Here is a 23,868-nt window from a genome sequence, read left to right on the forward strand (position 1 = left end):
CCCCCGGGCATCCCCCCGGGCATCCCCCCTGGCAACGGAAGCGGCCCTGCTCGCCCGCCTCGCCGCTGCTCCCGGCAATGCCCAGGACTGGGCCCAGCTCGGCCTGCTGCGCGGCCAGTCCGGCCGGCCCGCCGCCGCCGCCGAGGCCTTCGCCCGGGCGGTCGCCGCCGGTGCCGCCCTGCCCGGCCTCGCCATGCCCTATGCCGTGGCGCTCGCCGATGCCGGCAGGCCGGAGGAGGCCGTCGCCATCGCCGCCGCCGCCGTCGCCCGCCGGCCCAGGGATTGCGCCCTGCTCAACCTGCAGGGGGTGATGCTGAAGCGCGCCAGCCGCTACGCCGAGGCCGTCACCGTGCTGAAGCAGGCGCTGCGGCTGGAACCGCGCCGGGCCAATGCCTGGCAGAACCTCGGCAATGTCCAGATGCTGCTGGCCGAGCACACCGGTGCGGCCGCCGCCTTCGCCGCCGCGCTGAAGCTCGAGCCGCGCAATGCCGAGCTCTGGCGCCTGCATGGCCGGGCGCTGCGCGCCGCGCATGACCTGCCCGGCGCGCTGGCCAGCCTGGAGAAATCCTGCGCCCTGGACCCGAAGCTGGTCGAGGCCGCGACCGAGCTCGCCGGCATCCACCTCGCGCTCGGCGCCCCGGACCGGGCCGGCGCCGCCATCGCCCGCGCCCGGGCGCAGCAGCCGGCCGACAACGGCCTGCGCATCGCCGAGGCCCGGCTGATGCTGGCGACCGGGCGGCTGGCCGAGACCCAGCGGCTGATCGAGGAGGTCCTCGCCGCCGCGCCCGGCCATCCCGGCGCCAGCATCCTCTTCGCCCGGCTGATGGGCGAGAAGGACCGCGCCGCGACCAATGCGGTGCTGCGCCGCGGCCTCGCCGCGCATCCCAATTCCACGCCGCTCGCCGGGGAGCTGATCGAGAGCCTCGGCCGCAGCCGCCACGGCGACGAGGCGGCGCATCTCCAGGCCGCCTACGAGCTGGCCTGCAGCCTGCTGCAGCGCGACCCCGACGGCGCCCGCAACCATGCCCGGCCGATCCGCACCGCCTTCCAGCGCTGCCTCGACCTCGGCCGGCTGGCGCAGACCGGCACCATGGCCGAGCTGGCCCCGCGCTGGGTCGCCGAGGGCGCCGTCACCGCCCTCCACAGCGAGCTCGGCCAGGTCGAGACGCTGGAGGACCGCATCCGCATCCTCGACTGGCACAAGGACTGGGGCCGCCGCGTCCAGGCCGGCATCACCCCGCTGCCGCCCGCGGCCGAGGCCCTGGCCATTCCCGCGCTGCAGACCGGCCGGCCCATCCGGCTCGGCTTCATGTCCAGCGACCTGCGTAACCACCCGGTCGCCTATTTCGCCGAGCCGCTGCTGACCCGCTACGACCGCAGCCGCTTCGAGGTCTTCTGCTATTCCTTCTACGAGCGCGAGGAGGACGAGGTGCAGGCCGCCATCGCCGCCTCGGTCCAGGGCTTCCGCTGGTGGCCGCGGCGCAGCACGCCGGAGGTCGCCGAGGGCATCGCCCGCGACGGGCTCGACATGCTGTTCGAGCTGGGCGGCACCACGGCGATGAACAAGCTGGGGGTCATGGCCTATCGCCCGGCGCGGATCGGCGCGAGCTGGCTCGGCTACCCGCATTCCGCCGGGCTGGAGGCGATCGACTACATCCTGGTCGATCCCTATATCCGCCCCGCGGACCCGCGGCTGCTCCAGGAACGGCCCTTCGAGATGCCGGAGACCTGGGTGACCATGGGCAGCGCCGGCTTCCGCCCCGTCCCCATCGAGGACACCCTGCCCGAGGAGCGCCGCGGCACCCTGACCTTCGGCACCATGAACAACCCGTACAAGTTCACCGCAGCCTGCATCGATGCCTGGGCCGCGGTGCTGCGCGCCGTCCCCGGCTCCCGCTTCCTGTTTGTCCGGCCGGAAGGCCGTGCCCCGGCCTTCGTCGCCAATGCCCGGGCGCTGTTCGCCGCGCGGGACGTGGATCCCGACCGGCTGGAGTTCATCGGCATCCGCGGCCAGCACCTGCCGCACTACAACGCCATCGACATCGCGCTCGACAGCCTGCCGCATGTCGGCGGCACCACCACCTGCGAATGCCTCTGGATGGGGGTGCCGGTGGTCTCCCTGGTCGGCCCCGGCTTCCCCGAGCGGCTGAGCTATTCCAACCTCAGCAATGCCGGCCTCGGCGACCTCGCGGTCTTCAGCGTCGCGGATTACGTGGCGACGGCGGCGGCGCTGGCGGCGGACCGGCCGCGCCGGCGGCTGCTGCGGCAGGGGCTGCGCGGGATGATCCGGGAGCATCCGCTGGGCCAGGAGGAGCGCTTCATCGGCGCCTTCTACGACCGGGTGGCGCAGGTGGTCCGGGCCTGAGCCTTGCCTTCCGGGGGCTCGAGGTGTATAGGACTATAGTCACAACACGGCCTGTGCCGGTTGTGACGCCAGGATGGCCCTTCACCACCCCACAATAAAATTTATTGCGTTCAGGATCAGGGACTTACCAGCTTCTGCCCGCCAAAAAATAAATGAAATTGAGCCGAATTTTAGCGAATTTAGCCAAATTTAGAGGAATTTAGCTGAATTGAGCAGGCCTCAACCCTGGCCTCCAAGGGCGCCCCGGCTCAGTCCAGCACGATCCCGAGCGGCCCCGCCACCCGCGTCCAGCGCGCCAGATCCTCCCGCTGCATCGCCTCGAAGGCGGCGCCATCCGCCCCGTTCGGCACCGCTCCCAGCAGGTCCAGCCGGGACTTCACCATCTCGGTCCGCATCGCCCCGCCGAAGGCCGCGGCCAGCCTCGCCACCACCGGCGCCGGGGTCCGCGCCGGGGCGGAGAGCCCGGTCCAGATGCTCGCCTCGAACTCCGCCACCCCCGCTTCGGCCAGGGTCGGCACCGCCGGCAGCGCGGGAAACCGCTCGCGGGAGGTGACGGCCAGCACCTTGAACTGGCCCCCGGCGGCGGCGAGCACCGAGGGTACCGAGACGAACATCAGCGCGATCCGCCCGGCCTGGAGGTCGTTGAAGGCCGCCGCCGCGCCGCGATAGGGCACGTGCTCGACCTTCAGCCCCTGCCGGGCCTTGAGATCCTCCATGATGAGATGGGTATTGGTGCCGATCCCGGTGGAGGCATAGGGCAGCGGCTGGGCGGCCTCCCGCGCGTAGCGCAGCAGCGCCGGGGCATCGGCGACCGGCAGGTCGGGGGCGGCCAGCAGCGCCACCGGGCTGTCGGTCAGGTGCAGGATGGGGGTGAAGTCGGCGATCGGGTCATAGGGCAGCCGCCGCCCGATCGCCTTGGCGATGGTGAGCTGCCCGGCGGTCGAGAGCAGCAGCGTCAGCCCATCTGGCGCGGCGCGGGCCACCGTCTCGGCCCCCAGCACGCCGCCGGCGCCGGCCCGGTTCTCGACCAGCACCTGCTGCCCGAGCGGCCCGGCGACGCCCTGGGCCAGCAACCGCCCGAGCACGTCCTGGGACCCGCCGGGGGCGAAGGGGATCACCAGCCGCACCGGCCGGTCCGGTGCCCAGCTTGGTGCCTGGGCCTGGGCCAGGGCCGCGCCGGGGAAGGCCGCCGCGAGCAGCGCCCGCCGCCTGATCACGGCATCACCGAGGCGCCGAGCGATTGCATCAGCCGGTTGGCATTGGCGAACATGGCGATGGCATGGATCAGGTCCAGCACCTCCAGGTCATCGAGCCCCGCCGCCCGCAGCGGGGCGATATCCGCCCCGGTGACGGCGCCCGGCGTCGCCGTCAGCTTCGCCGCGAAATCGACGATGGCCCGGCGCCGCGGCGGCAGCTCGGTGCCGATCCCCTCGTCCAGCAGCGCCTGCATCGCCGCCGGCTCCCGCGTCAGCTCGGCAAAGCGCCGGGCATGGACCGAGGTGCAGTAGACGCAACCGTTGACGATGGAGACCACCGCCGTGGCCAATTCGCGTTCCGCCCGCGGCAGCCCGCGCGGCGCATACATCACGCTGTTGAACAGCGCCCCGCGCTCGCCGAGCGAGGCCGGGTCGTTGGCCAGCGTCAGGAAATAGGTCGAGCGGCGCTGCGCCGGCGGGCAGGCCTCGAGCGCCGCGAGCTGCGCCGGGGTGGCCTGCTCCGCCTCGACCGGCGGGATGCGCGGGTGCCAGGCGACCTCCTCCATGGTGAAGCGGCTCATGCGGTGGTCTCCTCCTGCAGGGCGCGCAGCCCGGCGAGCAGCCGGATCTGGCAGGGCACGAAGGCGATGAGCTGCGTCACCGCGACGATGTCCTGCGGCGAGAGCCCGGCGGCGCCGAGCGCATCGATCTCCGCCTGGCCGCAGCGCTCCGGCGTCTCGGCGACCAGGTCGGCGTAGCGCAGCAGCAGGCCGAGCCGGCCCTCGGCCGGCGCCGTGTCTGCAGCCGCCGCCAGCGCCTCGGCCGGCACCGGCAGGCTGCGGATATGCGCGGCCAGCCCGGCATGCCCGCCGCGCAGCGCCACCCGCAAGGCGAGTGCCGCACGCTCGGCGAGGCTGACGCCGCCGGGTTCCGCCGGCAGCACCAGCTCGCGCCAGGCGCCCTCCGTGTGCTGGCGGATCGCCGCCCGCTGCCCGCGCAATTCGGCCAGCGGCGAGCCGGGGGCGATGCCCAGCAGCGTCTCGACCAGATCCATCAGACGATCCTTTCCGCGGGCCATTCATCGCCCTGCAACTCGGGGGTGGCGAAGGCCTCCAGGGTGGCGAAATGCGCCTCCCGGTCGGCCACGAAGAAGTCCCGCGTGATGGCCAGCGCCAGCCGCCGCGCGCCCACGCTGACCGCCGGGATATCCCCGGTCAGCTTGCCGTGGCTGAGGGTCGCCGGATAGGTGAAGCAATGGATGCGGGCCAGTGCCGGGCAGGCGCCGGGGATCCGTTCCTGGAAGCTGAGGTCGGGTGCGAGGTCGGGCGAGGCCGCCAGCTCCGCCTGCGCCTGATCCGGCCCGGGGGTGAAGCGGTCGCCCCAGCGGCGGATCTGCGGCGCCACCAGCCGCAGCTCTGGCCGCAAGGTCGCATCGACGCCGAAGCCGGTGCCGAAGATCAGGAAATCGAGCTCGAAGGCGCCCTTCGGCGTCTCCACCCGCAACGCGCCGTCGCGCTCGGCCAGGCCGAGGATCGGGCTCGAGAGATGCAGCCGCGCGCCGGGGTGGCGGGAGACGCGGAGGGTGCTGTCCCGCGGCGGCGGAGTCTGCGCGCCGAGCACATGATGCAGGAAGCGCCACTTCCAGGCATCCGGCAGGGCAGCGAAGCCATGCACCACGCCGGGGCTGCCGATGCCGGTGAATTTGTTCACCCGCGGCAGCGCGGCGCGGCGGACGAACAGCTCGAGGCTCGCCGCCCCCGCCTCCAGCGCCGTTGCCGCATTGTCCATGGCCGAGGCGCCGGCGCCGACCACGCCGACCCGCGCACCACGCAGCGCGGCGAAGTCGATGTCGTCCCGCGTATGCGCCCAGAAGCGCCGGTCGATGCCCCGCGCCATCTCCGGCACGAAGGGCCCGCCCATGCCGTCGCGGCCGCTCGCCAACACCACGCGGCGGGCGAGGATCTCGCCGGCCTCGGTCTCGACCGCGACCAGCTCGTCGGCCCGCGGCCGCAGCAGGGAGACGGCGACGCCATTCTCGACCGGCACCGCCATCACCCGCCGGTACCAGCCGAGATAGTCCATCCACTGCCCGCGCGGGATCTTGCCGAGCGCCTCCCAACCCGCGGCGCCATGCTGCGCCTCGAACCAGGCGCGGAAGGTGAGCGAGGGCAGGCCGATGGCGGGGCCGGCCAGGGTCTTTGGCGAGCGCAGGGTCTCCATCCGGGCGAAGGTGACCCAGGGCCCCTCCTGCCCGGCCGGCGCCCGGTCCAGCACGCGGATATTGTCGATGCCGAGCAGCCGCAGCGAGGCGGCGATGGCCAGCCCCGACATGCCGGCGCCGATGACGACAACATCGGCCACCGGCCTTCCTTCGATCTGCCGCCGCGGCACCCAGGGCTTTGCCGGCAGTTCGAGGTAGTCGAGGTCCTGGCGGAGGCGGGCCTCCAGCGCGGGGAGGCCGATCGGGGCAGCGGGGCTGGTCATGCCGCGCTTCTTAGCAAGTTTTCAGCCGTGCAGCGCGGTCGGGACATCCTGGCCGAAATAGGCGCGTTCCAGCCGGTGCGGCAGGTCCGCCTCCTTGGCCCCCGCCTCCAGCACCACCTGCCCCTGGGCCATGGCATAGACCCGGTCGGAGACGGCAAGCGCCTTCTCGATGAGCTGCTCGACCAGCAGCACGGCGGTGCCCTTGTCCCGCAGCGCCCGCACCACGCCCAGCACCCGATCCACCAGCACCGGCGAAAGGCCGGCCGAGGGCTCGTCCAGCATCAGCAGCTTGGGCCGCTGCACCAGGCCCTGCGCCACGGCCAGCATCTGCTGCTGCCCGCCGCTCAGCGCCCCGCCCTTGTCGGCCCGCTTGGCGGCGATCTCGGGGAAGTACTCCAGCGCCTCCTCGATCCGTGCCAAGCGCTCCCGCCGCGGTAGGTCGTAGCCGGCCAGCAGCAGGTTGTCGGTGACCGAGATCTGGGTGAAGACCCGGTGGCCCTCGATCACATGCACCAGCCCGGCACGGGCCGCGGTGCGCGGATCGGCACCCTTCATGTCGGCGCCGCCGAAATGCACCGTGCCGCCATTGACCGGCAGCAGGCCGGAGATTGCCCGCAGCAGGGTCGTCTTGCCGGCGCCGTTCGGGCCGAGCAGCGCGATGACCTCGCCGGCGGCGATCCGCATGTCGATGCCGTGCAGCACCGCGATCTTGCCGTAGCCCGACCGCAGGCCGGCCACCGCCAACAGGGGCTCACCCTCCGAGATAGGCACTGACAACCTCCTTGTGCACACGGATCTCGGCCGGCGTCCCGGCGGCCAGCACCTTCCCGAGGTTCAGCACCGTCACCTGGTCGCAGATGTCGAAGATCAGGTCGGCATGGTGCTCGACCAGCAGCACGCCGGTGCCCTGGCGGCTGACCGCCTTGATGAGCGCGCCGAGCCGCTTGATCTCCTCGACCGAGAGCCCCGCCGCCGGCTCGTCCAGCAGCAGGAAGCCGGGCTTCAGCATCAGCGCCCGGGCGATCTCCATGAAGCGCAGCTCGCTGTGCTGCAGCCGGTCGGCGCGGACATCGGCGAGGCCGGCGAGCCCCACCGCTTGCAAGGCCAGCCGCGCCTGCGTCTTCATCCGGCGCTCGTCCGCGATGTGCCGCGGCAGCGAGAGCAGGGATTCGACGAAGGTGGCGGTGCCGCTGATGCTGGCGCCGATCATGACATTCTGCAGCACGCTGGCCTCGCCGATCAGCCGCGGCGTCTGGTAGGTGCGGGCGATGCCCCGCGCCGCGCGGCCTTCCGGGATGCCGGACGGCAGCGGCGTGCCGCCGATCGTCATGCTGCCCGCCTCCGGCTTGTAGTAGCCGGAGATGACGTTGAGCGTGGTGGTCTTGCCGCTGCCGTTCGGGCCGATCAGCCCATGCACCTGGCCCTGGCGGACGTCGAGGTCGACGCCGTCGATGGCGCGCACGCCGCCGAAGGCCAGCACGATGCCGCGCAGCGCCAGGGTCTCGTGCGCGTCCCGCGCGGCGATCAGGGGCTCCAGCGCCGCGGCATCCGGGCGGATGTCGCGGTTCTCCGGCAGCGGCAGGCGGTTGCGGCGGTCGAGCAGCGCGGCGATGCCGCCGGGGATGGCGAGGACGATGACCAGTAGCAGCGCCGCATAGAGGAAGGTCGACCAGGCCGCGAGCGGCGCCGCCACCTCCGGCAGCAGCGTCAGCAGGATGGTCCCCAGCATCGGCCCGAGGATGGAGCCGCGTCCGCCGATCAGCACCGCGATGAAGAAGAGCAGCGACAGCTCGAAGGTGAAGGCATCCGGCGTGATGTAGGTCTGGAGCGAGGCGAACAGCCCGCCGGCGAAGGCGGCCAGGGCGCCGGCCAGGATGAAGACCAGCACCAGCATGCGCGGCTTGTCGATGCCGGCGGCCTCGGCGGCCACTTCCGAATCGCGGATGGCGACCAGCGCCCGGCCGAACCGGCTATGGGCGATATTGGCCGTCGCCCAGGTGCAGACCACGGCGACGGCGAGGCAGAAGTAGTAGAAGCCCCAGGCGCTATCCATCGGCGCCGGCAGCGCCGGGCCGGGGATACCGATGCCGCCGCCCGTCACATCCTGCCAGGCCAGGGTGATCTGGGTGACGATGGTGGCGAAGCCCAAGGTCGTCATGGCGAAGTAGAAGGTCCGCAGCCGGAGCGCCGGCAGGCCGACCACCACGCCGAAGACGGCCCCTGCCGCGGCGGCGATGCCGAGCGCCGGGAAGGCCCCCATCGGCGCCATCACCGTCCCCGCCGTCAGCACGCTGGCGGTATAGGCGCCGATGGTCAGAAGCGCGACGTAGCCGATGGCGAGCTGCCCAGCGAAGCCGACGATCAGGTTCAGCCCGGCGACCAGGATCCAGTAGATCGCGGCGCGGGTGGCGATCAGCGCCCAGTATTCATTGCCCGAGAGCGGCAGCAGCGCGGCGAGCGCCAGCAGCAGGGCGAATGGCCATAATGCCCGGACCATCAGACCCTCCGCGCCAGCGGCGCGCCGAACATGCCCTGCGGCCGCAGCAGCAGGACGATGATGAACAGGGTGAAGACGGCGACCGAGGAGAAGATGCCGCCCACGGTGAAGTTCGCCGCCTGCTGGAACAGCCCGAGCAGGATGCCGCCGATGACCGCGCCGCGGTTGTTGCCGAGCCCGCCCAGCGCCACCGGGATGAAGCCGTAGAAGTTGAGCAGCGGCCCATTGGCGAAGAAGGCCAGCAGCAGCTGGCCGCCGGAGAAGCCGGCCAGCGCCCCCACGGCGCCGGCCAACGCATAGCTGGCGATGCGCAGGTTGCGCTCGGGCAGGCCGAGCGCCCGGGCGGCGAAATTGTCCTCGGCGACGGCGACGAAGGCGCGGCCCACCAGCGTGTGGCGGTAGAGGTACTCGAGGCCGATGATCGTCACCACGCAGGCGCCGACCGGAAGCCAGTACTTCTCGTCCCAGATGCCGCTGCCCATCTCGAGCAGCCGCGGGAAGGGCTGCGGCTCGGTGCTCCACTGCAGCGCCGTGAGGTTCTGGATCAGCAGCGCCACCGCCAGCGTCGAGAGGACATAGAGGTGCTGGTCGAGACTTTTCAGCACCGGCCGCACCGCGATGAATTCGGTGACGACGCCGACCGCCGCGCAGCAGGCCAGCGTCAGCACCAGGGCAACCGGCCAGGGCAGCCCCAGCCGCAGCATGAACAGCGAGCCGAAGACGCCGCCGAGCATCCCGAGCTGCCCGGCGGTGAAGCTCATCACCCGGGAGGTCGAGAACATGGTGTTGTAGGTGATGCCGATCAGCGCATAGACCGCGCCGACCGCCAGGCCCGAGGCCAGGATCGAGGCGAGCATGCGGTCAGCCGTAGCCGGGGGCGAGGGCGAAGGTGCCGTTCTTGCCGGTGGAGGCGGCCGACATGACGATATCGGCGACGGGGAAGCCGTTGTGGTCGGTCGGCGTGTAGCTGTAGTCGCCGAAGTAGCCGGGGTAGTCCTTCAGCCCATTCCAGGCCTTGATGATCGACTCGGAGGAGGAGGAACCGCCGGTCTCCACCGCCTTGGCCACCATGTTCACCGCATCGATGCCGCAGGCGACCCACCAGAGCAGCGTGTCCTGCAGGTTGATCTTGCCCTGCAGCTTGGCCAGCAGCTCCTCATTGCGCGGCGGCAGCTTGCCGGCGGCGTCGTAGCTGCAGCTTTTGTACCCGATCGCGTAGACCTTCTCCCAGTTCGCCGGCTTGTCGATGAGGCCGGCGATCTCGCCCGAGGCGAGCGAGGGATGGCCGATGAAGGGCACGTCCCAGCCCATGGTGGCGCGGGTATTCAGCATCCGGGCAATCATGCCGGTGGAGACGGACCAGATGACGATGGCCTCGGCCCCGGCATTGCGGGCGCGCAGCATATCGGGGGTCATGTCCGGCTGGGTCGCGTCGATATTCGCCTTGTAGACGACCTGGGCGCCATCCTTCTGCAGGGCGGCGGCGGAGGCATTGGCGGCGCTGACGCCATAGCCGGTGGTATCGCCGACGACGGCCACCTTCTTCGCCTTGGCGATGTTCAGCGTGTAGTTGCGCACCGCGTCGTCCCACTGGGTATTGGAGGGGGCGATGCGGAAGGCATTCGGGTAGCGCGTCGTGTCGATCAGGCTATCGACCACGCAGGGGTGGATGTTCGGCATCTTGCCGCGCGCCATGATGGCGGTGACGGCGAGCGACTCACCGGAATTGGTCGGCCCCCAGATGGCATGCACCTTGAGCTGGCTGATCATCTCCTGCGTGGCGTTCACCGCCTTGGTCGGGTCGCCCTGGGTGTCGCGGGTGATGATCTCGACCTTGCGGCCCTTCACGCCGCCGGCCGCATTCAGCGCCTCGGCGGCATAGACCACGCCGCGGTTGAAGCCGATGGCGGGGGCGGAGCTGGGGCCGGTCAGCGCGGCGAGCCAGCCGATCTTGATCGGCTCATTCTGCGCCAGCGCAGGGGTGGCGAGGCTGCTAGCGGCGGCGAGGCCTGCACTGGCCTGGACCAGGCCGCGGCGGGTGATGGTCATGCTGGGTTATCCCTTGCTTGTCTTGGACGTCAGGCGGTGATGCGGGTCGGCGTGCCGATCGTGGTGCGGGCGAGCAGCGCCGGGTCCGGGTCGGCGCCGAGGCCGGGGCCGGTCGGCACCGCGACCCGTCCGTTCGTGCTACGGACCCAGGGGTCGAAGGGGTTCGGCTCCATCTCCAGCCAGAGCACCTCGACCAGCGGATTCTCCACCAGCGCGGCGGCGATGTGCAGCGTGGCGACGAAGCCCGGGCCGAAATAGGGGCTGTGCGGGGTGACGGCGACGCCGGCCGCCTCGCAGAGCCGGATGACCCGGACCATCTCGCCGATGCCGCCGACTTTCGTCACGCTGGGCTGGGCGATGTCGATGGCGCCGGCCTCGATCAGCGCCTTGAAGCCGAAGAGCCCGGCGGTATTCTCCCCGGCCGAGAGCGGGATGCCGTGGCGGCGCAGGCTGGCGAGGCCGGCCGCATCCTCCGGCGGCCAGACCGGCTCCTCCAGCCAGAGCAGCCCGTCGCCGGCCAGCGATTCCGCCATGCCGCGGGCAATGGGGGGCGTCCAGGCGCAATTCACGTCGAGCATGATGCGGGCCTCGGGTGCGGCCGATTGCGCCGCCAGCACCGCGTCGCGGGTCAGCTCGTGCAGCTTGATGTGGCGGTAGCCCTGGGCCACGGCATCCGCGGTGTTGCGCGCGACCAGGCCGAGGTCGCCGCCGTAGGAGAGCAGGCTGGCATAGGCCGGCAGGCTCGCCGGCGCGGCACCGCCCAGCAGCCGCCAGATCGGCTGGCCGCAGCGCTTGCCCATGATGTCCCAGAGCGCGATCTCGATGCCGGAGAAGGCATAGACGAAGGACCCGTTCCGCCCGAGCAGGTGCACGGCGTGCAGCACCCGCCGGGTCAGCCCGGCGATATCCGCCGAGTCCCGCCCGACGACCAGCGGCGCGACGATGGTATCGAGCGCGGCCTTGGTGCTGGCGATGGCGGCATGGCCGAAGGCCTCGCCCCAGCCAACCAGGCCGTCCGCGGTCTCGACCCGAACCAGCAGGATCTCCATGCGGTCCCAGCGCTGGCCGGCGAAGCTGGAATGCGGCCCGCCCATGGTGAAGGGCATCGAGACCACGGAGGATTCGACGGCGGTAATCAGCATGGCAAGACGTTCATGATCCTGGATGGCCCTCCGAGGCGGTCCTCTCCGGGCCGTCGCGGCGCATCCTGCGGCGGGCGGCCCGCCAGTTCAACCGCCCCCCCGCGCGAATTCTCCCCCTATCGCCCGGTGAACACGGGCTTGCGCTTCTCGGCGAAGGCCCGCTGCGCCTCCTTCGTGTCCTCGCTGGTCGAGAGCGCCACGGTCTGGGACTGCTCGTAGCGGTAGCCCTCGTGCAGCGGCAGATCCTCGACCAGGTTGAAGGAGCGCTTGGCCGCCCGCACCGCCAGCGGCACCTTGCCGGCGATCTCGCGGGCGATGCCCATGGCCGTCTCGAGCAGCTCGGCGTCCGGGACGCAGGCGGAGACGACGTTCATCCGCAGCAGCTCCGGCCCGGGGATGCGCCGCGCCGTCATGATCATCAGCCGCGCATCGGATTGGCCGAAGTGGCGCAGCACATGCTTCACCCCGCCGGCGAGGCCGACATCGACCTCCGTCATCGACAGGAAGGCGCTCTCGCCAGCGACCAGGATATCGGCCGAGAGCGCGAGCGCGCAGCCGGCGCCGATCGCCGCGCCGTTGATCGCGCAGATGACCGGCTTCTCGCATTCCATGACGCAGGCGAAGCCGGCGCGCACCAGCCGGTTGTGCCGCGGATAGGCCCCCGGCTCACCCGACAGGCCCGGCCGCTCCTTCAGGTCGGCGCCGGCGGAGAAGACCCGGCCGGCGCCGGTCAGCACGATGGCCAGCACCTCCGGCGTGTCGTGCAGCCTGTCGAAGATGCGGATGATCTCGTCGCGGAAGCGGCCGTTCTGCGCATTCACCGGCGGGCGGTTGATGGTGACCGTGGCGATTCCCTCGGCGACGGTCAGGGTGAAGCATTGCAGGTCATCGAGCATGGTCAGGGCAGTTCCTTGTGCTGGGCGGCATAGGCGATGATGGCCGCCGCGGTCGCCGCCGGCTGTTCCGGCAGCAGCGCATGGCCGGCATCGGCGATGCTGACCATGGAGACATCCGGGCCGAGCGCGCTGCGAAGCTGTTCGAGGCTCGGCGGCGGGGCGATGGTGTCGAGGGCGGCGGAGACATAGAGGGTCGGCACCCGCTCCGCGACCCGGCGCCAGACCTGGTCCGGCGTCGCCGCGGTCGCCGCCCGCTGCATCGCCGCGACCGCCGGGTGCCAGCCGCCGAGCCAGACCCGCGCATCATGGCCCGGGGCGAAATAGCCGCGCTGGAGATGCGCGAGGCGTTCCGCCTCGCTGAGTGCCGGATCGAAGCTGCCGTCGATGGCGGCGCGGATATCGGCCGGCAGTTCCGTGGTGACGGAGGCGGCGAGCAGCACCACGCCCCGGGCCAGCTCCGGCCGGGAGACCGCGAGCGCCCGCGCCACCCAATTGCCGAAGGCATGGCCGGCGAGGATGGCCGGCGCCGCGCCCGCCGCATCGACCAGCGCTGCCGCCGCATCGGCCGCGAGGTCGTAGAGGGTCAGCCCCTCCATCGGCCCCTCGGAGCCGCCGAGGCCGCGCGGCTCCGGCCGCACCACCCGGAAGCCGGCGGCGGCGACCCGCGGCGCGACCGCGTCGAAATCCTCCGCCCCGCGGCCGAGCGAGGCGAGCAGTAGCACCGCCGGCCCCTCGCCTTCCACCCGGTATGCGATGCGCGCCGGACCGCGCCGGACCTCGGCCATGGACCTTTCCCCTCTCCCCTGGCCCTAGCCTGTCCGCATCGCGCGCCGCTTTCAATCCACCCCGGTTTGGCGGCATCCTCGCGACCAGGGAGGATCAGCCATGCAGCCGCCGAACCGTTTCGACCCATGGCCTGAGGGTATCGAGCCGGCTGTCCCCATCCCCGGCTATGCCAATACCTTCACCCACCTGCCCTCCCGCCCGCTGATCCGCCGCCCGGCGACCCGGACGGAGGCGACCGGCCCGCACGGCCTCGGCCGCAAGCTGCCCTGCGGCGACGACAACCTGGCGGTGGTGGGCCCCGGCCGCATCGCCATGGGCCAGCTCATCCATATCGCCGGCCGGGTGCTGGACGAGGATGGGCGCCCGGTGCCGGGCGCGGTGGTGGAGCTCTGGCAGGCCAATGCCGCAGGCCGCTACTTCCACCCGATCGATACGCGGGACGCCCCGCTCGATGCCAATTTCATCGGCAATGGCCGCATCCTGAGCGGCGCCGACGGGCGCTACGGCTTCTTCACCATCCGTCCCGGCGCCTATCCCGTGCCGGGGCCGGATACCTGGTGGCGGCCGCCGCATGTCCACTTCTCCGTGCTCGGCCCGGCCTCGCTCTCCCGCCTCGTCACCCAGATGTACTTTCCCGGCGACCCGCTGAATGCGCTCGACCGCATCCTGATGTCGGTACCCGATGCATCGGCACGCGACCGGCTGGTGGCGCGGCAGATTCCCCCCGCCGAGATCGGCCTGGGCTGGCTCGGCTATGCCTTCGACATCGTGCTGCGCGGCCGCGCCGCGACCCCGGTGATGCCATGAGGATTTGGGCATGAGCCGGGCACCGCTGTCCCAGCACACCATCGGTCCCTTCTTCCCCCGGACCTTCTTCCGCCCCGGCGACAACGACCTGACCCGCGTCACGACGGACGCCATGCCGAGCACGCGGGGCGAGCGCATCCTGCTGCGCGGCCGGGTGGTGCGGGAGGGCGGCGTGCCCTGCGTCAATGCCCTGGTCGAAGCCTGGCAGGCCGATGCCGCCGGCCGCTTCCGCCACCCGGCGGACCCGGAGCAGGCGCTGGCCGACCCGGATTTCCTCGGCTGGGGCCGGGCCTGGACGGATGCCAACGGCGCCTTCGAATTCCAGAGCCTGCTGCCCGGCGGCTATGCCGAGGGCAACCACCACCGCGCGCCGCATGTGAACCTGACCATCATGGCCAGCGGCCTGATGCGGCCCCTGGCGACCACCTTCTTCTTCCCGGATTTCCCGGCCGAGAATGCCGCCGACCCGGTGCTGCGGCTGGTCCCGCCGGAGGCACGGGTGCGGCTGCTGGCCCAGCCGATGGCGGCGGTGGAGGGGCTGCGCTGCTTCCGGATCGACCTGCGGCTGCGCGGCGATGCGGCGGAGGAGACGCCCTTCTTCCTGGACTGAGCGCGGTTCAGGCTGCCTCCGCCGCCTCGGGGCAGAGCCGCTCGACCGCCTGGCGCCAGGCCGCTTCCGCTTCCGGCCCTGCGAAGCGGCAGGCGAGGCGCAGCTCGGCCGCGGAGAAGAGCACCTGCATCCGCTGCTCCGGCAGCCCCGCCGCGGTCAGCACCACCTCCTCCCCGACACGGAAGCTGCTGAGGTTGCGCAGCATCGCGCCGCCATAGGAGAGGTCGGCGAGCATCCCGTCCAGCCGTTCCTCGGCGCCACGGATCGTGGCCGGCAGCCGCACCGGGAAGCGCTGGTCCTGGCGGCGGTTCGCCTCGGTGAAGGCGTTGCGCACGAAGCCGACGATGCGGCTCTGCAGCGCATCGAGCGAGGCGGCGACCTGGCCGCTGGCACCATGGATCATGCCGATGGACATGCGGTTGTCGTCGATCTGCCCGGCGGCGGAGGCAATGCGGCCGCGCGCTTCCATCGCCGCGTCGGAAGTCTCGGCCACCGCGCCGGCGATGCCCGCCACCGCGACGGATTGCGCTTCCATCGCGCCGGTGATGGCGCCGGTGATGCCGTCCAGTTCCCGGATGCCGCCGCGGATCTGGTCCATCGCCTCCAGCGCGGCGCCGGTGCGGGACTGGACCCGGCCGATGCGCTCGGCGATCTCGGCGGTGGCGCGGGCGGTCTGCCCGGCGAGGCTCTTCACCTCCCCGGCGACCACGGCGAAGCCCTTGCCCGCCTCCCCGGCGCGGGCCGCCTCGATCGTCGCGTTCAGCGCCAGCAGGTTGGTCTGCCGGGCGATGCTGCCGATCAGGTCGGTCACCTGGTTGATCTCGCCGGCGGTGCTGCGCAGTTCGTCGAACAAGGCCCGGGTCTGCTCGGACCGGTCGGTGATGGCGCGGGTGGTCTCGGCCGCGCGCTGCACCTGACGGGTGATGGATTGCGCCGCCTCGGCGACCTCGGCGGTGGAGCGCGCGGCGGCATCGGCGCCCTCGGCGGAGCGTTCGGCATCGGCCTGGGCCGCCACCGCCTCCCGCAGCAGCGTGGCGGCGGACCGGTCGAGACCGTTGATCAGCTCCTCCAGCTCGAGCTTGCTTTCCTCGACCTCGGCGATGGCCTGGCGGGTCTCGGCCTCGATCCGCTCGGCCATCTCCTTCACCACCAGGCCACGGGCCAAGCGGGCTTCCTCGCGCAGCGTCGCCTGGCCATCCTGCAGGGCATGGGCCTCGCCGAGCCGGTCCCGCAGGACAGCGGCGGCGGCCAGCAGGCGGTCGGCCTCCCGCAGGCCGGTGGCCGGTGCGGCCGGGTCGGCGGCGCCGCTCAGCAGCGCTTCGATGGCCGCGAGGCCGCTCGCCAGCGGCTGGCCGACGGCGCGCAACGCGAGGGTGGCGGCGGCGAGTGCCAGCAGCAGCAGCGCGGCCAGCGCCAGCGCATCCCCGGGCCGCCCCGCCCGCAGCGCCTGGGCGGCACCCATTCCGCAGGCCAGCAGCAGCGGCAGCGCCAGCGCGCCGGTCGCCAGCGCCACCCGGCCCCGGACCGAGGCAGGGTGCAGCCCGGACAGGATTCCGAAACCGTAGTCGGCAGCGCGGCGCATCGCAGTTCTCCAGCCCAGGATCCGGTCGAGGGATACCGGCAGGGGAGAATGCCCGGGCAAAGCGAAGGCCACGTTAAGACGAAGGCGACCGCGGTCTTCACCGGTCCTTAGGAACCGCGCTGCTAGACCCGCAGCTAGAGGCCGGTCGGCCTCCGGCGACCGGGCGCCTGATCCCGGACCCAAAAAGGGTCGGGCCAGCATGGATTTGGGAATCCGCAGCATCCGTTCCGCCGGTCAGGGCAGCGGCAGCATCGAGGTGACGCTGCCGGCCAGCCTGCGGCCGCTCAACGGGCTGCCCTGCACCCTGCAGCTGCGGGATGGGCTGCGGCCCGAGATCGTGCTGCTGCCGGATCTGCGCCCGGCACGGGATGCCTTCGCCCGGCTCTGGTCGCTGCTGGCGGCGACGCTCGATCTTGCCGCCGGCAGCCTGCCGCTGGCCGATCTGGACGCCCGGCTGCAACCCGCCGCGGCGGAGGGCCGGCTCGCCTGGACCGATGGGCTGGCGCTGGCCGCCGCGCCGCCGCATCCGCCGGATTGCCTGGCCCGGCCGCTGCGCGCCATGGCCCGGCAGCTCGCCGCGCCGCTCGGCATCGCCCCGGCTTATGCCGCCGGCTTCGGCGCCGCCCTCGCCCAGGCCGTCGCCGGCGGGGCGCCGCCGCCCGAGGACCTCGAGGCCTGCGAGATCGCCGCCAGCCTGCTGGCCGCCGCGGGCCTTGCCCCGGCCGGCGCCGCGGCCCGGGCGGAGGATGCCTTCGATGCCGGGCTCTGGGCCGCCGCCGCGCCCGCGCTGCATCGCCTGGTGGACCTCCACCTCGACTGGACCGCCGACCCCGCCCCGCTCGCCGCGCTGCGCCGCGCCTGGCGCCAGGGCGTCGCCCTCGAACTGACCGGAGACTGACGCATGGCCCGATCCCCCGCCACGCCGCCCCATGAGTCCGAAGGTCCGATGCAATTGCAGCCGAGCCCCGACCACATCCGAACGCCCGAGCTGGAGGCGATCTCCGCCCGCGCCCTGGGCTATCTGCAGACCGGCTATCCCGTGCATTTCCGCGGCCCGGCCGGCAGCGGCAAGACCAAGCTGGCGCTCGACCTCGCGCAGCGCCTCGGCCGGCCGGTGCTGCTGCTGGTCGGCGACGATACCTTCGACACCCGCAGCCTGGTCGGCGCCGAGGGCGGCACCCGCACCCGCCGCGTGGTCGACCGCTACATCACCAGCGTGATGAAGGTGGAATCGGAAACCGCACCGGTCTGGCTGGACCGCGCGCTGACCATCGCCTGCACCGAGGGCTGCACCCTGGTCTACGACGAGTTCAACCGCGCGCCGGCCGCCGCCAACAACGTGCTGCTGACGGTGCTGGAGGAACGCATCCTGGTGCTGCCCAAGGCCGGGCGCGGCGAGACGGCGCTGCGGGTGCATCCCGAGTTCCGCGCCATCTTCACCTCCAACCCGGAGGATCATGCGGGGACCCATGCGGCGCAGGATGCGCTGCTCGACCGCATGGTCACCATCGACGTGGACAGCTTCGACCGCGAAACCGAGATCGCCATCGCCGTCGCGCGCTCCGGCCTCGCCCCCGCCGCGGTTGCCTGCATCGTCGACATGGTGCGGGACTTCCGGCGCTCCCGCGAGTGGACCCAGCGGCCGACGCTCCGCGCCTCCATCATGCTGGCGCGGCTGGCCGCCAACCTGCGCCTGCGCGTCGCCGCCGACGACGAGGGCTTCGTGCAGCTCTGCCTGGATCTGCTGGGCAGCCGCACCAAGCCCGGCCCGGGCGGCGGGCAGGACCCGCGGCAGCGGCAGATGCTGCTGCGTCTCATCGAGCATTTCTGCGCCCCGCCCGGCGGCGTCCAGGTCGCGGCGCCAACCCATCACGGGGGTATCGCCGCATGACCCGCGCCGCTTATGGCACCCAGCCGCCCGCCCGCCGCCGCCCGGTCGGCGTCGGCCGGGACCGGCTTTCGCTGGAAGGCATCTCGGCCGAATTCGCGCTGCTGGCGCAGCGGCGGGCGCGGCTGATCCGGCAGATCGAATTGCTGGCCCGCCAGGCGGAAGCCGCCGAGGGCAACCTCGGCCGCGTCGCCCGCCGCATGGCCTGGCTTTCCGCCCGCATGGTGGCGGATTGCGGCCCGCCCCAGGCGGCCGCGCCGGAACCCCCGCCGCCGCCGCCGCGCGCCGCGCTGGCCGCGCCCGCCGCCGCCCGGCCCGGCACCCGTCCTCCCGCAGCCCCGGCGACCCGGCGCCGCGGCCTCGTCCTCGAATACTAGGGAGCAGCCGTCATGGACGTCACCGCCATCATCGAACAGACCAAGCGGCAGATGGCCGCCATCACCGGCCTACCCGCCGGCACCGTCGCCCGCTTCGACCAGGACGAGGGCGGCTGGAGCGTCGCCATCGACATGGTCGAGCATCGCGCCATCCCCCGCACCAACGACCTGCTCTCGAGTTTCGAGGTGAAGCTCGACAGCGCCGGCAACGTGCTGCGCTGGAAGCGCACCGCCCGCTTCCTCCGCAGCCAGGGCGTCGAGGAGGGCTGAGCGCATGAGCCTGCAGCACAGCGTCGGCGGCTCCGGCCTCGCCGACATCCTGGAGCGCATCCTCGACAAGGGGATCGTCGTGGCCGGCGACATCTCCGTCAGCCTGGTCGGCGTCGAGCTGCTGACGGTGCGGATCCGCCTCGTCGTCGCCTCGGTGGACCGGGCGCTGGAGATGGGCATCCGCTGGTGGGAGGCGGATGCGGCGCTGACCGGGCGCACCAGCGCCCTGCAGGCGGAGAATGCGGCGCTGGCCGGCCGCGTCGCCGCGCTGGAGCAGGCGCTGGCGGTGCGGCCATGAAGCGGCTGCGGCACCCGCCCTCGATCGCCCGGCGGATGGGGTCGTCGACGCCGCCCGGCGATACCGGGCTGACCGGCATCCTCGGCGGCTTGCGCGAGCTGACCGAAGGGCTGCAGCGCCTGGCCGAGACCGGCGGCAGCGAGGCGGCGGGCGGCGAGAGAGAAATCGATATCGGCGGCCGCAAGGGTCGCATGGTCTTCGGCTACAGCCTCCGCGTCGGCGAGCACGGCACGCGCGGCGAGGCCTTCGGCCATGTGCCGGACGGCCCCGCGCAAGCCACGGCCGAACCGCCGGTGCGCCAGCCCATCGTCGATGTCTTCGAGGAGGCCGAGGCCATCACCGTCATCGCCGAACTGCCCGGCGTCGGCGAGCATGAGGCGACGGCGCGCGTCGAGGCCGACGCGCTGCTGATCGAGACGCCGCCGCCCAACCGCTACCGCAAGCGCGTCGCGCTGCCCGGCCCGGTCGATGCGGCGGGGCTGACCATGGCCTGCCGCAACGGCATCCTCGAGGTGCGGCTGCCGCGGAAGCCGGGCGCATGAGCGGCTACTACCTTTATGGCGTGCTGCCGGGCGATGCGGCGCCGGACGGGCTCGGCACCGGCATCGGCGGCGCCGAGGTCAGCGTGCTGCCGGCCGCCCATGGCCTGGCCGCGCTGGTCAGCGCAGCGCCGGCGACGCCGCCCGAGCCGACCCGGCGCAACCTGCTGACGCATACCGCGGTGCTGGAGCGCACGATCGGCGTGGCCGACGTGCTGCCGATGCGCTTCGGCACCATCGCGCCGGACCGCGCCACCCTGGATGGCTGCCTCGCCCGCAATGCCCAGCCCTTCGGGGCGGCGCTGGCCGGCATCGCCGGGCGGGTGGAGCTGGGGGTCAAGGCCTCCTGGCGGGAGGGGGTGGCGACGCGGCGGATCCTCGCCGCCGACCACGGGCTGCGGGCGATGCGCGACCGGCTGCAGCACCGCCCGGCGAGCCAGACCTACGAGGGGCGGATCGAGCTGGGCCGGCGGGTGGAAGCGGCGCTGGAAGCGCTGCGCGCCACCGATACCGCGGCGATCCTCGCCCTGCTCTCGCCGCTGGCGGAGCGGGAGGTGGCCTTGAAGGTTCTGAATGACTCCATGGTGCTGAACCGCGCCTTCCTGGTCCCTCGTCAGGCCGAGGCCGGTTTCGACGCCGCGATGCAGCGGCTGGCCGAGGCGGAGGAGGCACGGCTGGTCTTCCGCTACGTCGGGCCGGTGCCACCCTACAATTTCGTCTCGCTGCGCGCCGATTGGCTGGCGGAGGCGGCGTGATGGGCCTGTTCAATCTGCTGCTCTTTCCGGTGACCGTGCCCCTCGCCGGGGTGCAGTGGCTCGGCGCCAAGGTCGCCGATGCGGTCGATGCGCAATGGAACGACCCGGCGCGGATCGAGGCGGCGCTGCTGGCGCTCGAACGTCGCCTCGATGCCGGCGAGCTGACCGAAGCCGAGTTCGAGGCGGGCGAGGCCGATCTGCTGGCCGAGCTTTCCGCCATGCGCGCCCGGCGCGCGGGAGGGAGCGCATGATGCTGCCGCTGCACGTCACGCCGGCGCGGCCGGAGGATACGGGCCGCGGCGTCGCCCGGCTGGACCCGGCCGACATGGCCCGGCTGGGCCTGGCGACCGGGGATCTGGTGGCGCTGACCGGCAACCGCCGCTGCCATGCCCGGGCGCTGCCGCAGCGCGGCACGGACCGGGCGCCGGGACGCATCGCGCTCGATGGCGCGACCCGCGGCAATGCCGGCGTCGCCCTGGATGAGGTGGTGCGCGCCGGCCCCGGCGGCAGTCCGGCCCGCGCCGCCAGCCTCCGCCTTGCCGTCACCGGCGGTGCCGGCCCCAGCCCGGCGGCGCTGGCCCGGTCCCTGGCCGGGGTGCCGCTGGCCGAGGGCGACAGCCATGCCCTGCCGCTGCTCGGCGGGCGGGAGGCGGGCATCCGCATCGTCGCGCTCGACCCGCCCGGGCCGGCGCTGCTGGATGAGGCGACGCGCATCACCCTGGCCGAGGGGAATGCCGGTCCCTCCAACGGGCTGCGCTACGAGGATCTCGGCGGCCTTTCCCGCGTGGTCGACCGGGTGCGGGAGGTGGTCGAGCTGCCGCTGCGGCATCGCGCCGCCTTCGCGGCGCTGGGCATCGCCCCGCCCAAGGGCGTGCTGCTCTGCGGCCCGCCGGGCACCGGCAAGACCCTGCTGGCCCGCGCCGTCGCCACCGAGAGCGGGGCGCATTTCATCCCGGTCAACGGCCCCGAGATCGTCGACCGCTTCTACGGCGCTGCCGAGCAGGCCCTGCGCGGCATCTTCGAGGAGGCGCGCAAGCGGGCCCCCGCCATCATCTTCATCGACGAGATCGACGCCATCGCGCCGAAGCGGGAGGCGCTGTCCGGCGACAAGCAGGTGGAGCGGCGCATCGTCGCCCAGCTGCTGACCCTGATGGATGGCCTGGCGGGCCGTGGCGAGGTGGTGGTGCTGGCGGCGACCAACCTGCCGGACAGCCTGGACCCGGCGCTGCGCCGCCCCGGCCGCTTCGACCGCGAAATCCGCATCGACCCGCCCGACCGGGACGGCCGGCGCGAGATCCTCGCAGTGCATAGCCGCGCGATGCCACTGGCCGCCGACGTCGACCTGGAGGCGCTGGCGGGGGAGACGCCGGGGCATGTCGGGGCCGATCTGGCGGCGCTCTGCCGGGAGGCGGCGATGGCGGCGCTGCGACGTTCCGGCGCATTGACCTCGGCCGCGCCGATCGCGCCGAACCTCATGGTGGAGGCGGCGGATTTCGCCGCGGCGCGAGCACTGGTGGTGCCCTCGGCGCTCCGCGAGGCCTTCCTCGAGATCCCGGACGTGCCCTGGTCCGAGGTCGCCGGGATCGACGCGGTGCGGGAGGCGCTGACCCGCGCCGTCGCCTGGCCGCTGCGACGTCCCGCGGCCTTCACCCGGCTCGGCATCCGGCCGCCGCGCGGGGTGCTGCTGCATGGCGCGCCCGGCACCGGCAAGACCCTGGCGGCCAAGGCCTTGGCGACCGAGGCGGGCACCGCCTTCATCGCGGTGCGCGGCGCCGAGCTGCTGACGCAGTGGCAGGGCGCCAGCGAGAAGGCGCTGAAGGATGTGTTCGCGCGCGCACGCGCCGCGACGCCCTGCATCCTGTTCTTCGACGAGATCGATGCCATCGCCGGCCGCCGCGGCGGCAACGACGGCGCGACGGTCGAACGCATGGTGGCGCAGTTCCTGGTCGAGATGGATGGCATCGCCGATCCGCCCGGCGTCGTCGTGCTGGGCGCGACCAACCGGCTGGACCGGATCGACCCGGCGCTGCTGCGGCCCGGCCGCTTCGACCTGGTGGTGGAGATGCCGAAGCCCGACCTGGCCGGGCGTCGCGCCATCCTCGGCGTGCAGGCGCGGCGGATGCCGCAGGCGGCCGATCTCGATGCGCTGGCGGCGGCGACCGAAGGCTTCGTCGGCGCCGATCTCGCCGGGCTGTGCCGGCGTGCGGCGATGGAGGCGATCGCCCGCAGCGGCGAGGCCGAGGTGGCCGCGGTGACCGAAGCGGATTTCGCGGCCGCCCTGGCCGCCCAGAAGGAGGCGATGCGATGGATCACGGCATGAGAATTCTGGGGATCGCCGGAGCAGGCGATGCCGCGGAGATGGCGCGGCGCATGAGCGCGGTGGCAGGCCCCGGCGTGGTGCTGCAGGCGCTGGGCCCGGTCACGGCGCTGCTGCAGCCGGCCGCGGCGCCGCCGCGCGCGCTGCTGCTGGACCGGGACCGCGCCGCATTGCTGCAATCCCTGCGGCAGGTGCAGCAGCGGCTGGAGGTGGCCTGCCAGATCGGCCCGCTGCTGCCCTGCGACCCCGGTGCGGCGACCTGCCCCGATGCCGAATGGCCCGGCGTGCTGCAGGCGGTCGCCGATGATCTCGCAACCGCCCTGGCGGCGCTCGGCTGGCGCCAGCAATGGGACGTGGTGCTGCGATGGGAGGCCGGGCCGGTGCTCGAGGCCCGGTGCGACCGCCTCACCGGCCTGGGCCGCGCGGCGCTGGCCGCGGCGGTGGGGTCCTGCCTGCAGGCCGACCGGGCCGAGCGCCAGGCGATGCTGGAGGCGGCGCTGGCGCCGCAGGTGCTGGCCATCGCCGAGGCCATCCCCGCGGCCGGCGATACCGAGGCCGGCTGCACCGTGCTGGTCCGCGCCGGGGCGGAGGCGCGGATCGAGGCGGCGCTCGGGCTGCTGCCCGCCGCAGCCAGCCTCGGTGCCGCTGCCGATCTGCGCGGGCCGCTGCCGCCCCTGTCCTTCGCCGCCTTGCGGCTGGCCCGCAGCGAGCCGGCCGAGCTCGCCGCCGCCTGGGCGCTGCTGGAATTGCCGGAGCGGCTGGAGCCGGAGGAGCTGGTGCGGCGCTGGCGTGGCCTGGCCTTCCGGCTGCATCCCGACCGGGCCGGGACCGATGGCAGCGCCCTGGCCGCCGCCGGCGCGGCGCACCGGCTGCTGCGCCAGGCCCTCGCCCGGCTGCCGGCTGGGCCGGTGACACGGCGGGAGGTTCTGGCCCGCAGCGGGCGGCATCTGGTGCTGCCGGCGGTGCTGGTCACCGCGCCCGAACCCAGCCTGGTCGGGAAGGCCGCCTGA

25 protein-coding genes are annotated in these 23,868 nt (G+C 73.1%); 13 read left to right on the plus strand and 12 right to left on the minus strand.

The features are described 5' to 3' along the window. Nucleotides 1–2,365: O-linked N-acetylglucosamine transferase, SPINDLY family protein (locus tag AC0IW9_RS23200; RefSeq protein ID WP_471650682.1), on the plus strand; the 2,365-nt coding region annotated here is incomplete at its 5' end. A 248-nt stretch (nt 2,366–2,613) separates the two neighbouring features. On the opposite strand, the gene AC0IW9_RS23205 is transcribed toward AC0IW9_RS23200, so the two are convergent. The 11 genes from AC0IW9_RS23205 to AC0IW9_RS23255 form a co-directional block, all read right to left on the minus strand. Next, nucleotides 2,614–3,582 (minus strand): Bug family tripartite tricarboxylate transporter substrate binding protein, encoded by a 969-nt coding sequence (locus AC0IW9_RS23205; protein ID WP_471650683.1) that lies wholly within the window; start codon nt 3,580–3,582, stop codon nt 2,614–2,616. Continuing rightward, nucleotides 3,579–4,142 (minus strand): peroxidase-related enzyme, encoded by a 564-nt coding sequence (locus AC0IW9_RS23210; protein WP_471650684.1) that lies wholly within the window; start codon nt 4,140–4,142, stop codon nt 3,579–3,581. The genes AC0IW9_RS23205 and AC0IW9_RS23210 overlap by 4 nt, the downstream gene beginning before the upstream one ends. Next, nucleotides 4,139–4,615 carry a CMD domain-containing protein gene (locus AC0IW9_RS23215; RefSeq protein ID WP_471650685.1) on the minus strand — a complete coding sequence of 159 codons (477 nt, stop codon included), beginning with the start codon at nt 4,613–4,615 and terminating at the stop codon, nt 4,139–4,141. Before AC0IW9_RS23215 ends, AC0IW9_RS23210 begins: the two co-directional genes overlap by 4 nt. After that, nucleotides 4,615–6,045: an FAD-dependent oxidoreductase gene (locus tag AC0IW9_RS23220; RefSeq protein ID WP_471650686.1), complete on the minus strand. Its 1,431-nt coding sequence runs from the start codon at nt 6,043–6,045 to the stop codon at nt 4,615–4,617. The genes AC0IW9_RS23215 and AC0IW9_RS23220 overlap by 1 nt, the downstream gene beginning before the upstream one ends. Nucleotides 6,046–6,066: 21 nt before the next feature. Continuing rightward, on the minus strand, nt 6,067–6,816 hold the full coding sequence (locus tag AC0IW9_RS23225) for an ABC transporter ATP-binding protein (protein ID WP_471650687.1): 750 nt from the start codon (nt 6,814–6,816) through the stop codon (nt 6,067–6,069). Beyond that, nucleotides 6,797–8,542 carry a branched-chain amino acid ABC transporter ATP-binding protein/permease gene (locus AC0IW9_RS23230; RefSeq protein WP_471650688.1) on the minus strand — a complete coding sequence of 582 codons (1,746 nt, stop codon included), beginning with the start codon at nt 8,540–8,542 and terminating at the stop codon, nt 6,797–6,799. Before AC0IW9_RS23230 ends, AC0IW9_RS23225 begins: the two co-directional genes overlap by 20 nt. Further along, entirely contained in the window at nt 8,542–9,399 is an 858-nt protein-coding gene (locus AC0IW9_RS23235; RefSeq protein ID WP_471650689.1) for a branched-chain amino acid ABC transporter permease, read from the minus strand. The genes AC0IW9_RS23230 and AC0IW9_RS23235 overlap by 1 nt, the downstream gene beginning before the upstream one ends. 4 nt (nt 9,400–9,403) lie before the next feature. Continuing rightward, nucleotides 9,404–10,591, minus strand: coding sequence for an ABC transporter substrate-binding protein (locus AC0IW9_RS23240; protein ID WP_471650690.1), 1,188 nt, complete (start codon nt 10,589–10,591; stop codon nt 9,404–9,406). Nucleotides 10,592–10,620: 29 nt separating this feature from the next. Continuing rightward, entirely contained in the window at nt 10,621–11,733 is a 1,113-nt protein-coding gene (locus tag AC0IW9_RS23245; RefSeq protein WP_471650691.1) for a mandelate racemase/muconate lactonizing enzyme family protein, read from the minus strand. 116 nt (nt 11,734–11,849) lie between these two features. Then, nucleotides 11,850–12,629, minus strand: coding sequence for an enoyl-CoA hydratase/isomerase family protein (locus AC0IW9_RS23250; RefSeq protein WP_471650692.1), 780 nt, complete (start codon nt 12,627–12,629; stop codon nt 11,850–11,852). Nucleotides 12,630–12,631: 2 nt separating this feature from the next. Next, nucleotides 12,632–13,414, minus strand: coding sequence for an alpha/beta fold hydrolase (locus AC0IW9_RS23255; protein WP_471650693.1), 783 nt, complete (start codon nt 13,412–13,414; stop codon nt 12,632–12,634). 100 nt (nt 13,415–13,514) lie between these two features. On the opposite strand from AC0IW9_RS23255, the gene AC0IW9_RS23260 reads away from it, so the two are divergent. Both AC0IW9_RS23260 and pcaG read left to right on the plus strand, forming a co-directional pair. Continuing rightward, nucleotides 13,515–14,222, plus strand: coding sequence for a dioxygenase family protein (locus AC0IW9_RS23260; protein ID WP_471650694.1), 708 nt, complete (start codon nt 13,515–13,517; stop codon nt 14,220–14,222). Between the two features lie 10 nt (nt 14,223–14,232). Continuing rightward, complete coding sequence (gene pcaG, locus AC0IW9_RS23265) at nt 14,233–14,832, plus strand: protocatechuate 3,4-dioxygenase subunit alpha (RefSeq protein WP_471650695.1); 600 nt, start codon at nt 14,233–14,235, stop codon at nt 14,830–14,832. Nucleotides 14,833–14,839: 7 nt separating this feature from the next. Here pcaG and AC0IW9_RS23270 read toward each other — a convergent pair whose 3' ends face one another. Continuing rightward, nucleotides 14,840–16,414 (minus strand): methyl-accepting chemotaxis protein, encoded by a 1,575-nt coding sequence (locus AC0IW9_RS23270; protein ID WP_471650696.1) that lies wholly within the window; start codon nt 16,412–16,414, stop codon nt 14,840–14,842. Between the two features lie 199 nt (nt 16,415–16,613). Here AC0IW9_RS23270 and AC0IW9_RS23275 point away from each other — a divergent pair, with 199 nt between their 5' ends. From AC0IW9_RS23275 to AC0IW9_RS23320, 10 genes are read left to right on the plus strand one after another with little or no spacing between them, the layout of a single operon-like run. Then, nucleotides 16,614–17,312: a hypothetical protein gene (locus AC0IW9_RS23275; RefSeq protein WP_471650697.1), complete on the plus strand. Its 699-nt coding sequence runs from the start codon at nt 16,614–16,616 to the stop codon at nt 17,310–17,312. A 3-nt stretch (nt 17,313–17,315) separates the two neighbouring features. After that, nucleotides 17,316–18,305 (plus strand): gas vesicle protein GvpN, encoded by a 990-nt coding sequence (gene gvpN, locus AC0IW9_RS23280; RefSeq protein ID WP_471650698.1) that lies wholly within the window; start codon nt 17,316–17,318, stop codon nt 18,303–18,305. After that, nucleotides 18,302–18,679 carry a hypothetical protein gene (locus tag AC0IW9_RS23285; protein WP_471650699.1) on the plus strand — a complete coding sequence of 126 codons (378 nt, stop codon included), beginning with the start codon at nt 18,302–18,304 and terminating at the stop codon, nt 18,677–18,679. Before gvpN ends, AC0IW9_RS23285 begins: the two co-directional genes overlap by 4 nt. A gap of 12 nt (nt 18,680–18,691) precedes the next feature. Further along, nucleotides 18,692–18,949, plus strand: a complete 258-nt coding sequence (gvpO, locus tag AC0IW9_RS23290) for a gas vesicle protein GvpO (protein ID WP_471650700.1) — start codon at nt 18,692–18,694, stop codon at nt 18,947–18,949. 4 nt (nt 18,950–18,953) lie between these two features. Further along, entirely contained in the window at nt 18,954–19,247 is a 294-nt protein-coding gene (gene gvpJ / locus AC0IW9_RS23295) for a gas vesicle protein GvpJ (protein ID WP_471650701.1), read from the plus strand. Then, nucleotides 19,244–19,789 carry an Hsp20/alpha crystallin family protein gene (locus AC0IW9_RS23300; protein WP_471650702.1) on the plus strand — a complete coding sequence of 182 codons (546 nt, stop codon included), beginning with the start codon at nt 19,244–19,246 and terminating at the stop codon, nt 19,787–19,789. The genes gvpJ and AC0IW9_RS23300 overlap by 4 nt, the downstream gene beginning before the upstream one ends. Beyond that, on the plus strand, nt 19,786–20,541 hold the full coding sequence (locus tag AC0IW9_RS23305) for a GvpL/GvpF family gas vesicle protein (protein ID WP_471650703.1): 756 nt from the start codon (nt 19,786–19,788) through the stop codon (nt 20,539–20,541). The genes AC0IW9_RS23300 and AC0IW9_RS23305 overlap by 4 nt, the downstream gene beginning before the upstream one ends. Further along, nucleotides 20,541–20,792, plus strand: coding sequence for a gas vesicle protein GvpG (locus AC0IW9_RS23310; protein ID WP_471650704.1), 252 nt, complete (start codon nt 20,541–20,543; stop codon nt 20,790–20,792). Before AC0IW9_RS23305 ends, AC0IW9_RS23310 begins: the two co-directional genes overlap by 1 nt. Further along, nucleotides 20,789–22,861, plus strand: a complete 2,073-nt coding sequence (locus AC0IW9_RS23315) for an AAA family ATPase (RefSeq protein ID WP_471650705.1) — start codon at nt 20,789–20,791, stop codon at nt 22,859–22,861. The genes AC0IW9_RS23310 and AC0IW9_RS23315 overlap by 4 nt, the downstream gene beginning before the upstream one ends. Further along, complete coding sequence (locus AC0IW9_RS23320) at nt 22,858–23,868, plus strand: GvpL/GvpF family gas vesicle protein (protein WP_471650706.1); 1,011 nt, start codon at nt 22,858–22,860, stop codon at nt 23,866–23,868. Before AC0IW9_RS23315 ends, AC0IW9_RS23320 begins: the two co-directional genes overlap by 4 nt.

Source organism: Belnapia sp. AC561 (genome assembly GCF_979252845.1).